Raw genomic sequence first — 13974 nt, forward strand, 5'->3', positions numbered from 1 at the left:
CGGCGTGACGCAATCTGGAACATAAAAGGCACTTCACGAGGGGTCGACGGGCAGGAGCTGGACCAGGCCGACCCAGTTGTCCTCGTCCGCCTTGGTGTGGACGGCGCGGATCCTCCAGCGACCAGCGGGCAGCGGAACCGGCGCCTGTGCGGGCAGCCCCCCGCCGGGATACTCGACGTCCAGTCCGGCACCCGCCTCGGCGGAGTCCATGAGTACGGCCGGGCCGTCCGTCACCCACGAGCCGCACTCCTCCCACCTGGTGGCGGGATCGGAGAGGACGGCCTCGGCCGCGGACATCAGCCCGGCCGCGGAGTCTGCGGCCAGCCAGCGCAGGAAGGTGCGGTGCTCGGTCAGGAAGCAGCTGGTGGCGGGTTCGTCCCCCAGCACCAGCGCCAGCGCACCGTTCTCACCCACCGCGATCGCAGCGGCCAGATCGTCCACCGCGCAGGCCCTGTCGTAGTCGTCCGCAGCGGTCGCGTCTCCTGCGGTCACCCCGCTGTCCGTGCACCCGTGCCATGCGTCCAGCGCCGAGACGGGGACGGCGATCAGTGGGCCGCCGAAAGACTCCACCCAGCCAGGAGAGGCAGGGGGAGCAGCGGCCGCAGCGGAAGACGAAGAACTCATGCCGCCAGTGTGCCCCCGGCCACCGACAACGTATCGGCGCAGGAGCAGGAGCAGGAGCAGGAGCAGGAGCAGGAGCAGGCGCAGGCGCAGGCGTAGGCGCATGTCGGCGAAGGTCAGGGAGGGGGAGGGGAGCGGGTGGCGCAGACCGAGGCGGCCTGTCGCCCAATGCGCCCGCTCCCCTACAGTGCGTGATGCCCGCATCCGCCCGCGACGACGCAGGAGCAGCCCTGTGGCCACCCAAGCACGCCCCGGCCCCCTCCCGAGCCCGTCCCCGGCGGGTCGCCGGGTTCCCGAGCTGGATCCCGCCGCCGTCGGGCAGTGGCAGGCCGGAGGAGGGGAGCTCATCGACCTGTTCGCCCAGGCGCGCGAACGGCTCGGAGGCGTCACCGCGTTCCGGCTCGGTGCGCGCCCGACGGTCCTGGTCACCGCCCCCGAGGCCGTGCAGCACGTGCTCGCGCTCCATCCCGACCGGTACGTGAAGCGCTCGCACCGCGCCCGACTGCTGATCGGCGACGGGGTCCTGGCCGCGACGGGCGAAGCGTGGCAGCGGCAACGGCGGCTGCTGCAGTCCCAGTTCACCGGCCCGGGAATGCGCCGCTACGAGCAGCGGATCACCGAGGCCGCCCGCACCACCGCGGTGCGCTGGGCCGGGTACGCCCGCACCGGACAGGTCCTCGACGTCGGCGACGAGATGCGCCGCTTCGCCCTGGACACCATCTGGCGGGCCCTGACCGGACATCCCCTGGACCCCGCGACGGAGCGTGAACTGGCCGCCGTAACCGCCGTGGTGGCCGCGCTGCCCAGCCTGCCCGCCGACGGCGCCGCCGCCCAAGGGGCGGTCGCCGCCGAGCTGGCCGCCGTCGACGCCGTGGCGAGCCACGCCATCGCCGCCGCCCGCGACGGCGGGGCCGGACCCGAGGGCCCGGGCCTGCTGCACGTCCTGCTCGACGCGGCCGGAACACGCCCCGAGTACACCGACCGGCTGATCCGCGACGAGCTGGTCACCCTGCTGGTCGCCGGTCACGAGACCACCGCCACCACCCTGACCTGGCTCTACCTCTTGTTGGACCAGAACCCGCAGGCACGGGAACAGGCCCTCGCCGCGGGCGTCGAAGGCTCGACCGGGCGACGGCAGGCCGTCCAGGCGCTCGTCCATGAAACGCTGCGCTTCTACCCGTCCGCCTGGATACTGCCGCGCTGCGCGGCGCAGGACGACGTCCTCGCCGGATACGAGGTCGAGGCCGGCACCGACGTGCTGGTCTGCCCGTACCTCACGCACCGGGACCCCGGGCTCTGGGAGAACCCCGGGCGGTTCGAGCCGGGGCGCTTCACCACCCCCGGACGGCGGCCCACCCATCCGGGTAGCTACCTGCCGTTCGGCATCGGGCCCCGGGCCTGTCTCGGCCTGCAGTTCGCCCTCCGGGAGTCGACCGTCCTCCTCGAACACCTGCTGCCCGCCCACACCCCCCGCTTCCACTCCACCCCGGCCAAGGCCGCCTACGGCATCACCGTCCGCCCCGACGGCCCGACGCCCGCCACGCTGGGCTGACGCCGAGCCTGTCGGTACGGGCGGAAGAAAACGCTTGGACCGCGCCGACGCCCTTGCGGGACACTCCGTTTTCTGACGTGACGGTCCGACAAGGCAGGGTTGGTATGGGATCGCCCGAATCGCACGAAAGTTCACGGCGCAGGGGTTCGGTGTTCCTCGCGCTCCGTTACTACACACGGGAGTTGGGCCGACGGCGTTGGCTGACGGCGCCCGCGATGCTGCTCCCGGCGCTGGGCAACATCGGCATCAACTACGTCGCGCCGCTGGTCGTCGCCAAGCTCGTGGGCAGGATCGCGGGGGACACCGGCACCCGCACCGGCATCGGCTGGGCGCTGCCCTATGTCCTCGGTTTCGCCGGAGTCCTGTTGTTCGCGGAGATGCTGTGGCGCATCGGGCTGCACTGCCTGAACCGCCTGGACGCCCTCGGTGTCGAGCACCTGTACGTGATCGGCATGGACGAGCTGTTCGCCAAGGACGCCGCGTTCTTCCACGACAACTTCGCCGGGTCGCTGACCAAGCGGGTCCTGAGCTTCGCCTCACGCTTCGAGGAGTTCGTCGACACGCTGACGTTCTCGGTCGTGGGCAGCCTGGTGCCGCTGGTGTTCGGATCGGTGGTGCTGTGGAGTTACGAACCGCTGCTCGTCGTGGGGCTCCTGGCGATGATCGCCGTCACGGCGCTGTGCACGGCGCCCCTCATCCGTCGCCGCCAGGCGCTCGTCGACCAGCGGGAGGAGGCGATCGCCCGGGTTTCGGGTCACGTCGCCGACAGTCTGATGAACATGGACACGGTCCGGGCGTTCGCCGCCGAGGAGCGCGAGGCCGCCGAGCACCGGTCGCGGGTCGCGGAGTCGCGGCGGCTCATGCTGCGCTCGTGGGACTACGGCAACCTGCGCATCGACACGCTGGTCGCGCCGATGTCCGTGCTGACCAACGGGCTGGGCCTGCTGGTGGCCGTCGCGCTCGCCGGGGGAGGGCACGGCGTGGAGGCGGTCGTGGTCGCCTTCACCTACTACTCCAACGCGACGCGGATCATGTTCGAGTTCAACCAGATCTACCGCCGCCTGGAGAGCTCGATGACGGAGGCGGCGCAGTTCACCGAACTGCTGCTGACGCCGCCGACCGTACTCGACCCGGTGTGCCCGGAGCCGCTGCTGTCCCGGGCCGCCGACGTGCGCTTCGAACGGGTGGACTTCGCCCACTCGGGCGCGGAGCCGCTCTTCGAGGGCCTCGACCTGGCCGTGCCCAGCGGGGCGAAGATCGGTCTGGTCGGCCGGTCCGGCGGGGGCAAGACCACGCTCAGCCGGCTGCTACTGCGGATGACGGACATCGACGGCGGCCGGATCCTGATCGGAGGCCAGGACATCAGCAGGCTGCGCCAGGCCGACCTGCGCAGTCTGATCGCCTACGTGCCGCAGGATCCGGCGATGTTCCACCGCACGCTGCGGGACAACATCGCCTTCGCCCGGCCGGGCGCCACCGACGCCGAGATCCGCCGCGCGGCCGAGGCGGCGCACGTCACGGAGTTCGCCGACGCGCTTCCCGACGGCTTCGAGACCATGGTGGGCGAGCGCGGGGTGAAGCTGTCCGGCGGACAGCGCCAGCGGGTCGCCCTCGCCAGGGCGATCCTGCGCGACGCGCCGATCCTGCTGCTCGACGAGGCGACCAGCGCCCTGGACTCCGAGAGCGAGGTCCTCGTCCAGGAGGCGCTGTGGCGGCTCATGGAGGGGCGGACCGCGCTCGTGGTGGCGCACCGGCTGAGCACGGTCGCCACCATGGACCGGCTCGTCGTCCTCGACCGCGGACGGATCGTCGAACAGGGCACGCACCAGGAGCTGCTCGCCGCGGAGGGGGCCTACGCGAAGCTGTGGCAGCACCAGTCGGGCGGCTTCCTGGACGACACCCCCGCGGGGGCGGACCTGCACTGACCTCGGCCCGGCGGTCTTTCCCCGCCGGGCCCCGCCCCGCCGGGCTCGGCCGTACCGGGCTCAGCCGTCCGTCGGGTGGACCACCTCCACGCCCTGCGCCCGCAGTTCCTCCACCACCGGCGAGTCCTCCGGTGCGTCGGTGACGATGAGCGCGATCTGCTCCATCGTGCAGATGCGGCCCAGCGCCGCACGGCCGAGCTTGTCGGCGGTCGCGACCAGGATCACCCGCTGCGCGGCCGCCACGGCGGCTCGCTTCACCTGTACGTCGTCCAGGTTGTACGCGGTGGCGCCCTGGACCGGGTCGACGCCGCAGCAGCCCAGGATGAAGGTGTCGAAGCACAGGTCCTGGAACGTCTGGAGCGGTGTGCTGCCGTAGAAGGAAAGCTCTTCGGGGCGCACCTGGCCGCCGGGCAGCACGAGCTGGATGCCCGGATGCCCGGAGAGCGTGAAGGCGGCGTGCAGGGACAGCGGGGTGACGGTGAGCTTCCGGCCGGCCATCGCCTGGGCGACGGCCACGGCGGTGGTTCCGGTGTCCAGGGCGACGGTCTCGCCGTCGGTGAGCAGCTTCACCACCGTGGCCGCGAGGCGCTCCTTGGCCTGCGCGCCGGACATGGCGCGGATCGCGTAGGGCGGCTCGGCCCCGCCCGGCAGGTTGCTCACCGCGCCGCCCCGCACCCGGCGCAGGGCCCCGCGGGACTCCAGTACCTCCAGGTCGCGGCGGATGGTCATCTCCGACGCACCCGTGGCCGCGGCCAGTTCCGCGACGGTCGCGCGGTTCTCCTTCATGAGCAGCGCGACCACGAACCTGTGTCTCTCCATCACGTTCATGTGTCTGCTTTTAGCACAGGGAGGGAGCTGCCGGGGGCGTCGGTGCACAGCGGATCTGTGGTATCGAACATCAAAACTGAGTAAAGTGCGCCGTTGTGTGTGATCTGATGGCTCTAATGAACATCGGCGATGTTCATTCGATCAAGCAACGATGAGGAGAGCGATGTCCGCCACCCCTGAGGCCGACCCGTCCGAGAAGGCCGCACCGCTGCTCAGTACCGTCGCGATCATCGCTTCGTGCGCCGCCTTCGTGGTGATCGGCGCCCTGCAGGCCCTGTACGGTCCCGCGATCCCGGCACTGCGGGACGAGTTCGGCATCAGCCCCGCCGTGGCCGGGCTCAGCCTCAGCGCCCACTTCGTCGGCGCGCTGCTGGGTGTGCTGATCTACCACGTGCTGCGGGGGCGGCTGAGCAACCGCACGCTGCTCGGCGGCTCCTACGCGCTCATGGCGGCGGGCGCGGCGGTCTTCGCGTTCTCGCCGAGCTGGATCCTGGCGCTGGCCGGCACCCTGGTCATCGGGCTGGGCTTCGGCGGCATCGACTACGGCCTCAATCAGCTCTTCGCCGTCGGGTTCGGCCGTCGCAGCACCGCGATGCTGAACCTGCTCAACGGCCACTTCGGGGTGGGCGCGATCGCCGGTCCCGCCCTCGTCGGCTGGCTCGGAGCGGAGAGCTATCCGGAGATCTTCGTCGGCATCGGCGTCGTCTGCCTGCTCATCCTGCTCACCCTCGGCGGCGTGGCCGCCCGGGAGCCGGAGCCCGCCGGAGGGGAGGCCGGCCGGGCGGGCGGGGCGCGCGTCCTGCCGGTCATCGCCGCGTTCGTCGGCGTCTACGTCCTGCACGTGGCCATCGAGACGGGCGTCGGCGGCTGGGAGCCCACCCACCTGGAGGCCGTCGGCTACGGCGCCGCCACCGCCGCCACCGCGACCTCCGCCTACTGGGCGGCGATGACCATCGGCCGGTTCGTCATCGTCCCCCTGAGCCTGCGCTGGTCCGCGCCGTCCATCCTGACCGTGTGCTGCGCGGGCATGGCCGGCTTCCTGCTCCTCGCGACCGTCCCGGCCCTCGCGCCGTACGCCTACTTCGGCGTCGGCCTGATGATCGCGCCCATCTTCCCCACCTGCCTGCCCTGGCTGAACCGGGCCGTGCCGAGCGTCGCCGCGGCCGGGGCGTACGTGATCGCCGCCTCGATGATCGGCGGCGTGGCCTTCCCGCCGCTGCTGGGCGGGGTGATCGACACTATGGACGTGCGGGCGGCGCCGCTGGTGCTGTTCGCGCTCGCCGCCGTCTGCGCCGTCCTCAGCGTGTGGCTGCGCAAGAACGCCCCCGACCCGGAAGCCGACCCGGAAGCCGACCCGGAAGCCGACCTCGACTCGGCCCCCGACCCCGAGGCCGCCCCGGAGACCGGCTCGCGCTCCGCGGCCCGCCCGGACACCGTCCCGACCCGAGGAGCCCAAGGATGACAGCCGTGAAAGCCGTCCTCTTCGACATGTTCGGCGTCATCGCACGCCTTCAGTCACCCGCCTCCCAGGCCGTGCTGGAGCGCACGGCCGGCGTGGAACGCGAGCGGTTCTGGGCGGCGTACTGGTCGCGGCGCACCCCGTACGACCGCGGGGACGTGACCGGTCCCGCCTACTGGAAAGGCGTCTGCGACGACCTGGACATCCCGCTCGACGAGCGCCTGACCGCCGAGCTGATCGCGGCCGACGTGGCGAGCTGGAGCGAGGTCGACCAGGACTGCGTGGACCTGATCCGCACCCTCGCCGACCGGGGCCTCACGCTCGGCCTGCTGTCCAACATCCCCGAGGAACTGGCCGACCGGTACGAGACATGCGAGCCGTGGCTGAACCTGTTCGCGGTCGTCGGGTTCTCCTGTCGCATCGGCAGCGCCAAACCGGAGCCCGCCGCCTACGCGTGGTGTGTACATGAACTGACGCTGCCCGCCGGGGAGATCCTCTTCGTGGATGACCGCGTGGACAACGTCGCGGCGGCCCGTGAACTGGGCTTGCAGGGGCATGTCTTCAGCTCCACCGGGGCCCTCGCCGCGCTATTTCCTGGCTGAAATTCCCGGTACGCGAAGTGACTTACATGTCCCAAATTGGCACTTGCCGCCGTCACTTGAGATGTGATCGTATGAATGAGCAGGCGCCGATGCCCGATCTGAACGGGTAAACAATCCGGGCCGCCGCCACCGATGAATCAACCACGGTGCGGCGGCCGCCAGTTCCCTGCCTTTTGGATGAATCATGCATTGCTCTCACAGTCTTGACGTATTTCCCTTACCTGCGTGAGAAGGAAAAATGGCCAGCACCGTTGTCACCGATCACCTTTACTACCCCGTCAGCGAACGCAAGATGGAGCGGGGTGAGGGCGTCTACCTGTACGACGAGGACGGAAGGCGCTACCTCGACTGCGCGTCGGCGACGTTCAACCTGAGCCTCGGCTACTCCCACCCGGCCGTCATCGCGGCCATGAAGGAGCAGCTCGACAAGGTGGTCCACCTGACCTCCTCCTACCAGAGCGACCCGGTCAACGGGCTCGTCCAGCGGCTCGTGGAGACCTCACCGGCCGGACTGACGAAGGTGCACCCCAAGGTGTCGGGCGGCTCGGCCGCCAATGAAGGGGCCATCAAGATGGCCCAGCTCGCCACGGGCAAGTCCGATGTCATCACCCTGTTCCGCAGCCATGTCGGCCAGACGATGATGATGACCTCGATGTCCGGCAACTCATTCCGCCGCGAACCGTTCCCCAACCTCTTCCCGGGCAGCCTGCAAGTGCCCGACCCCTACTGCTTCCGCTGCTTCTACGGGCAGCAGAAGGACACGTGCGGAATGATGTGCGTGGACCGGCTGGAGGATTTCGTCGACTACGCCAGCAGTGGCCGGGTCGCCGCCGTCCTGATCGAGCCGATATCCGGGAACGGCGGCAACATCGTCCCGCCGGACGGCTACATGCAAAAACTCCGGGCATTCTGCGACGAGCAGGGAATCGCCCTGATCTTCGACGAGATCCAGACCGGGATCGGCCGTACCGGCCACATGTTCGCGGCCCAGTACTTCGATGTCGAGCCGGACGCGATCACCACCGCCAAGGGCCTCGGCGGATCGGGCGCGCAAGTGGCCGCCATCCTCACCAACGAGCGGCTCGCCGGACTGCCCGCGAACCACCACTCCTTCACCTACGGTTCCAACCTGCTCGCGGCCGCCGCCGCGAACGTCACGCTGGACATCGTGCGCCGGCCGGAATTCCTCGCGAACGTGACGAGGACCGGCGACCACATCATGGAACGCCTCCGCGACATGCAACGCCGCTACCCGGCCATCGTGGACGTCCGCGGCGTCGGCCTCATGATCGGTTTCGAGATCGCCGAACTCGACGGCAAGCCCGCCGTCAAGCTGACCAACCACCTCGCCGACAAGGCCATGGAACACGGGCTGATCCTGCGCACCTCGCGCTACGGCTACGGCAACGTCCTCAAGATCCGCCCGCCGCTGATCCTCACGATGGAGCAGGCCGACGAGATCTGCGACAAGCTGGAGAACCTCTTCCTCGCGGAGCTGACCCGATGAAAGAGCTGAAGAAGCTGCTGACGGAACTCGGCGAGCACGTCCGCACCGAACTCCTCGCCTACGCGGACCGCGGCCTCGCCCGCCAGGTCCACGGCGACTCGCCCGGCGGCGACGCCCAGTTCGACGTGGACGAGGTGGCCGAGCGGGCCGTGATCGACCACCTGCGCGCACACGCCGGGATCCCCCTCGCCCTCTACACCGAGGACGGTTCGTACGTCGAGCTCGCGCCCGACCCGCAGGTGCTCCTCGTCGTCGACCCGATCGACGGCACCCGCCCGACCTCGGCCGGGCTGGAGATGGGCATGGTGTCCATCGCCGCCGCCCCCTACCGAGACGGGGCGCCCACCCTCGCCGACGTCACCGCCGCCCTGCTGGTGGAGATCAAGAGCGGCGCGTGGATCTACGGGGACGATCAGGAAGGCCTCTCCAGCGGCGGCTTCCACACCCCCGTGCCGCGCCTGAGCCGCAACACCGACCTGGCCACCATGTTCTGGTCGATCGAGTTCAACGGCCACCCGATGCGACTGATGACCGAGGCCTACGCCCACCTGGTCGACCGGTCGGCCAACACCGGCGGCATCTTCGTCTTCAACAGCAGCACCTTCTCCATCTCGCGCATCATCACCGGCCAGCTCGACGCCTTCGTCGACATCGGCAACCGGGTCCTGCGCGACCACCCGCAGACGGAGGACGAGTTCCGGCGCGTGGGCCGCGGCTCGATCCTGCACCTCTTCCCCTACGACATCGCGGCCGCCGTCTACCTCGCCCGCCTCGCCGGCGTGGTGATCACCGACGCCTACGGCGACGACCTGGGCCCCACCTCACTCGTGGACCTCGGCCCCATGAACCAGAAGTCGTGCATCGCCGCCTCCACCCCCGAACTCCACAAGCAGCTGCTCGACGCCGTCCACTGGGACCTCGGCGGCACCACCACCCCGGCGACAAGGAAGACATCATGAAGGCGCTGACGCTGGGCCCCGACCGCACGCTCGCCCTGGTCGACCACCCGAAGCCGCAGGCCGCCCGCGCCGACGACGTCGTCATCCGCGTCGCACAGAGCGGCATCTGCGGCACCGACCGCAGCGTGCTCGTGGGCAAGTTCCCCGCCGAGACCGGTGTGGTGATGGGGCACGAAGCCGTCGGGACCGTCGACTCCGTCGGGCAGGGCGTCACCCGCTTCGCCGTGGGCGACCGGGTCATCGTCAACCCCACCCTGTACTGCGGCAACTGCCCCACCTGCCTCGAAGGCCACTTGAACTTCTGCGGCCACAAGACGGGCACCGAGGTCGGCCTGGACTACGACGGCTCCTTCGCGGAGTTCATCCGGCTCCCCGAACTCTTCTGCCACGCCGTACCCGACGGCATGAGCTTCGACCGCGCCGTCGTCGTCGAGCCGCTCGCCTGTGCCCTGAACAACCTCGAAGCCGGACGGCTCGTCGCGGGTGAGACGGCGATCGTCGTCGGCGGCGGACCCATGGGCGTGGTCACCGCCATGGCCGCCCAGCTGTACGGAGCCCGGGTGATGCTCGTGGAACCCGACCCGGTGCGCCGACAGCTCGACCACGAGGTGTTCGAGGCCCCCGAGTTCGGCGGCCGCGTCACCGTCCACACCCCGGCCGACGGCGAACTCGCGGCGCGCGGCGACCTGGTCGTCGACTCCGTCGGCAGCCTCCTGGAGCAGAGCATCGGTTACGCCGCGCTGCGCGGCCGGGTCGTCATCATGGGCTTCAACAGCAACGCCTCCGCCACGGTGCGCCCGCTGAGTCTGCTCCAGCGCGGGCTGCAGATCATCGGCGCGGGCGACTACAACAGCCAGATCTTCCCCAAGGCCATCGAGCTCGCCCGGACCCTGCCGCTGGAGCGTGTGGTCACCCACCGCTTCCCGCTCGCGGAGCACGAAGAGGCGTTCAAGGCCCTCGCCGCCGTCCCCGGCTCCCGGTACACCGCGCTGAAGGTCGTCCTCGTACCCCCGCACTCCGAGGCGGCGGCATGACCCGCATCAACGAGGCCCTGGTCCCGGGCGCAGGCCGCCCCGTCGTCGTCGGCGAGTACCCGTACTACCGGGCCGACCCCGCCAACTGGGAGGCGAACCTGCGGGCGTTGCGCGGACTCGGCGTCGACGTCGTGTCCTGCTACCTGCCGTGGCGGTTCCACGAGACCGGTGAGGGTACGGAGCGGACCTTCGACTTCACCGGCCGGACCGACCCACAGCGCGACGTGGCGGGATTCCTGGAGCTGGCCGCCCAGGCGGACTTGGCCGTACTCCTCAAACCCGGCCCCTTCATCCACGCCGAGGTCCAGCTCGGCGGGCTGCCCGACCGGCTCTGCGGGCCCGCGTACACCCCGTACCGCGGCCTGGACGGCACGGTGCTCACCTCCCAGGACAAGCCGCTGCCCAGCCTGCTGGACCCGGCGGTCGCGGCCGAGGCCGAGACCTGGCTGCGCGCCGTCGCCGACGAGGTCGTGGCCAAGGCCGCGGCGCCCCACGGACCGGTGGTCGCGCTCCAGCTCGGCAACGAGGGCATGGCCGGCGAGGCGAGCCTGCGCGTCGACGCCCAGGACGCCTCACCGGCCGCCCGCGAGGCCTTCGCGCACTGGCTCACCGAGCGCGGCCTGACCGACGAGGCCGCACTGGCCGCCCAGGACCTCGACCGGTGGAGCGGCACCCTGCGGGTCCAGTGGTCCCAGTGGTGCGGCCACGCCATCGTGGGCCTGTGGGACCGGATATCCGACCTCTTCCCGGCCGGCCCCGCCCGGCTGGCCAACGTACCGCTGGCGAGCACCGCGGCACCGGGAGCCCTCGACGCGTGGGCCGCCCGGCAGCGCGCGGTCAAGGGCTCCCGGCACCTGGCCGGCCACACCGAGTGGGTCGGAAACCCGGCCCGCGACACCGCGGCCTTCTCCTCCCACCTGACCGGGATCATGCTCGGCGGTACCGATGTGGTCGAGGCCAACTGGGGTTTCACCTGGACCGACGAGACCTACGCCCAGCCGTGCACGCCGGTGTTCAACGCGCTGCTGGCGCTGCTGCTGGGCTCCACCACGGTCAGCGTCTACACCGCCTGCGCCGCGGGCAGCTGGGGCGGCCTCGTGGACATGGACCCCGTGGGACTGCGCGCCGAAGGCGTCGACCCCGCCCTGCACGCGCCCCCGTACTGCCCGGGAGCCCCGCTCACCGAGGCCGGCGCTCACACCGCGAACGCCGAAGGGCTGCGGCTGCTGGCCGCGTTCCTCGACCGCTTCGGCGGCCTGCTCCTCGACAGCGAGCCGGAACGCGACGCGCTGGTCCTCCTCGACCGGGCCCTGCCCGAGTCCGGTGCCTGGCAGCGCGCCGGCCGGACCGCGCTCGGGGAACTCGCCGACGCCGTACAGGAGCAGCTGCGCGAGCGCGGCAGGCTGATCGGCCTGGGATGGCTCGACGAGCACCCCCGGCAGAGCGGCGACGGCCAGGGGATCCCCGTCGGGATCCTGCGCGCCGGAGCGCCGCACGGTGGAGCGCCGGACGACCCCGGGGCGCCGGACGACCCCCGGGCGCCGGGCGAGCTGAGGCTCGCCCCGGACGTCCCGGCCGACGGTGCGGTGGCCGCCTTCGTGGCCGCGCTGCCCTCGGCGGGCGCACCGCGCCGCACGTCCGAGCACCGGCGGGCGCTCGTACTCGCCCGGACCGGCCCGGGCGGCGTACGGATCACGGGCGCCTTCAACCCGACCGACGGCGACGACCGGATCACCGGCCCCGACGGCGGGTGGGAGCTGCACCTCCCGGCGGGCTCCGCCGCCGTCGTCGTCACCCGCGGTGACGCCCTGTTGGGCTGGCTGGCCACCCCGGCCCCGCCGTCCACCGCACCCGTCGCCCTCACCCGGGCCGGCGAGCAGGCCGACGCAACGCGCGTCGCGGCCTCCTGAGAACGCGGGCGGCGGGACAGCGCACCTGACAGCGCGCCTCCCGCCGCCCGCCCCTTGCCCCCTCCCTTCCACGGCCTCTCCCGCCGTGTGAAGGGAATTTGGCGGACGTATGGAGAAGTTTTGGAGGCCCTCTCCAGGATGGGAGCACAGCCCCCGATCCTGCGAAGGAGGTGCACAGATGAAGAAGATCCAGATCCGTAAGGCCGGCCCCGTCCGCCTCACGTCTTCCGCTTGTCAGGTCTACCCGAACCCCGCCTGACCTCGCGTCAGGTGAGTCCGGCATCGGGCCCCGGCCGCGGCCGGGGCCCGATGCCACCCGGGAGAACAGGCAGAGAGGGAGCAGCGCCATGGCGGACCGAGATCTCCGCAGTTCCGACGACGCGCCGCTGGCGCTCCACCCGCTGGTCTACCTGGAGGACGGCGGCGAGGTCACCATCGGCCGTCAGGACACCGACTCCTACGCGATCTTCCCGCCGGACGGCGCCGAGCTGGTACGCCGCCTGCAGGAGGGGGCCACACCCGCGCAGGCCGCCGACTGGTACGAGGCCGAGTACGGAGAACGCGCCGACGTCGCGGACGTCGTCGAGGCCCTGTACGAACTCGGCTTCGTCCGTGCGGCGGACGAGGAACCGGCCGCGCCGGAGCCGGTGCGCTGGCAGCGGCTCGGACGGGCCCTGTTCTCGCCGGCCGCCTGGATCTGCTACGGCGCGATCACCGCCTGGGCGGTGCTGCGCATGCTGCTGGAGCCCGATCTCGTACCGACCGCGCGGGACCTGCTGTTCAGCGACTACTACGCGGTGATCAACGGGGTCCTGCTGATCGTCGCCGTCCCGCTGATCGCCGTCCACGAGCTGTTCCACGCACTGGCCGGACGCCGCCTCGGCATCCGCTCCCGGACCCGGATGTCGTACCGCTTCTACTTCCTCGTGGTCGAGACCTCACTGGACGGCCTGGTCGCGGTGGAGCGCCGCAAGCGCTACCTGCCGATCCTGGCCGGGATGGTCGCCGACGTCGTCCTGATCAGCCTGCTGATCACAGTGGCCGACGCCATGGGACCGGGCGGCGGGGACGCGCTCGTCGGCCGGGTGTGCCTGGCCGTGGCGTTCGCCGCGGTCATCCGGCTGCTCTGGCAGTTCTTCCTCTATCTGCGCACCGACGTCTACGTGCTGATCACCACCGCGCTCGGCTGCGTGGACCTGCACACCACCTCCGTGCGCATGCTCCGCAACCGGTTCAACCGGCTCGTCGGACGGACCCACCTGCTGGTGGACGAGGGCACGTGGCACCCCGTGGACCGGCGGGCGGCGCGCTGGTACTCCTGGCTGATCCTCGTCGGGTACACGATCAGCCTGAGCACGTTCCTGCTGGGGCTCGGCCCGGTCTTCCTGCAGATGATCACCGCCTCCCTCGACCGCTTCGGTGCGGGCCACCGAGCGGACTGGGTCCTCCTGCTCGACTCCTCGGTCTTCCTGCTGCTGACCTTCGCCCAGGTGGGCCTCGCCCTCTGGATCGCCGTCAGGGAGCGCCTGCGCAGCCGGCGGTCCCGGCTCGACCACGTCATCGCCTGAGGGAACGCC

At 71.2% G+C, this 13974-nt stretch carries 11 protein-coding genes; 9 read left to right on the top strand and 2 right to left on the bottom strand.

The window, feature by feature from the left end; genetic code table 11:
- Positions 1-33: 33 nt before the first annotated feature.
- A complete protein-coding gene (locus OG429_RS32480; RefSeq protein ID WP_328928821.1) occupies positions 34-624 on the bottom strand; it encodes an Imm21 family immunity protein in 591 nt (196 codons plus the stop codon).
- A 229-nt stretch (positions 625-853) separates the two neighbouring features.
- Here OG429_RS32480 and OG429_RS32485 point away from each other — a divergent pair, with 229 nt between their 5' ends.
- Positions 854-2173: a cytochrome P450 gene (locus OG429_RS32485; protein ID WP_328928822.1), complete on the top strand. Its 1320-nt coding sequence runs from the start codon at positions 854-856 to the stop codon at positions 2171-2173.
- 104 nt (positions 2174-2277) lie between these two features.
- Positions 2278-4098 carry an ABC transporter ATP-binding protein gene (locus tag OG429_RS32490; protein ID WP_328928823.1) on the top strand — a complete coding sequence of 607 codons (1821 nt, stop codon included), beginning with the start codon at positions 2278-2280 and terminating at the stop codon, positions 4096-4098.
- Positions 4099-4158: 60 nt separating this feature from the next.
- On the opposite strand, the gene OG429_RS32495 is transcribed toward OG429_RS32490, so the two are convergent.
- Positions 4159-4917 carry a DeoR/GlpR family DNA-binding transcription regulator gene (locus OG429_RS32495; protein WP_328928824.1) on the bottom strand — a complete coding sequence of 253 codons (759 nt, stop codon included), beginning with the start codon at positions 4915-4917 and terminating at the stop codon, positions 4159-4161.
- Positions 4918-5089: 172 nt separating this feature from the next.
- On the opposite strand from OG429_RS32495, the gene OG429_RS32500 reads away from it, so the two are divergent.
- The 7 genes from OG429_RS32500 to OG429_RS32530 all read left to right on the top strand — a co-directional run bounded on the left by OG429_RS32500 (position 5090) and on the right by OG429_RS32530 (position 13965).
- A complete protein-coding gene (locus OG429_RS32500; RefSeq protein WP_328928825.1) occupies positions 5090-6388 on the top strand; it encodes an MFS transporter in 1299 nt (432 codons plus the stop codon).
- Positions 6385-6987, top strand: coding sequence for an HAD family hydrolase (locus tag OG429_RS32505; protein ID WP_328928826.1), 603 nt, complete (start codon positions 6385-6387; stop codon positions 6985-6987). The genes OG429_RS32500 and OG429_RS32505 overlap by 4 nt, the downstream gene beginning before the upstream one ends.
- A 238-nt stretch (positions 6988-7225) precedes the next feature.
- The gene (locus tag OG429_RS32510; RefSeq protein WP_328928827.1) at positions 7226-8494 is read left to right on the top strand and encodes an aspartate aminotransferase family protein; all 1269 of its coding nucleotides are present in this window, start codon (positions 7226-7228) and stop codon (positions 8492-8494) included.
- Positions 8491-9453: an inositol monophosphatase family protein gene (locus tag OG429_RS32515; RefSeq protein ID WP_328928828.1), complete on the top strand. Its 963-nt coding sequence runs from the start codon at positions 8491-8493 to the stop codon at positions 9451-9453. Before OG429_RS32510 ends, OG429_RS32515 begins: the two co-directional genes overlap by 4 nt.
- Positions 9450-10487: a zinc-dependent alcohol dehydrogenase gene (locus tag OG429_RS32520; RefSeq protein ID WP_328928829.1), complete on the top strand. Its 1038-nt coding sequence runs from the start codon at positions 9450-9452 to the stop codon at positions 10485-10487. The genes OG429_RS32515 and OG429_RS32520 overlap by 4 nt, the downstream gene beginning before the upstream one ends.
- Entirely contained in the window at positions 10484-12397 is a 1914-nt protein-coding gene (locus OG429_RS32525; protein WP_328928830.1) for a beta-galactosidase, read from the top strand. The genes OG429_RS32520 and OG429_RS32525 overlap by 4 nt, the downstream gene beginning before the upstream one ends.
- 347 nt (positions 12398-12744) lie before the next feature.
- Entirely contained in the window at positions 12745-13965 is a 1221-nt protein-coding gene (locus OG429_RS32530) for a hypothetical protein (protein WP_328928831.1), read from the top strand.
- Positions 13966-13974: the final 9 nt, after the last annotated feature.

The sequence above is a fragment of the Streptomyces sp. NBC_00190 genome (assembly GCF_036203305.1).
GTDB lineage: Bacteria > Actinomycetota > Actinomycetes > Streptomycetales > Streptomycetaceae > Streptomyces.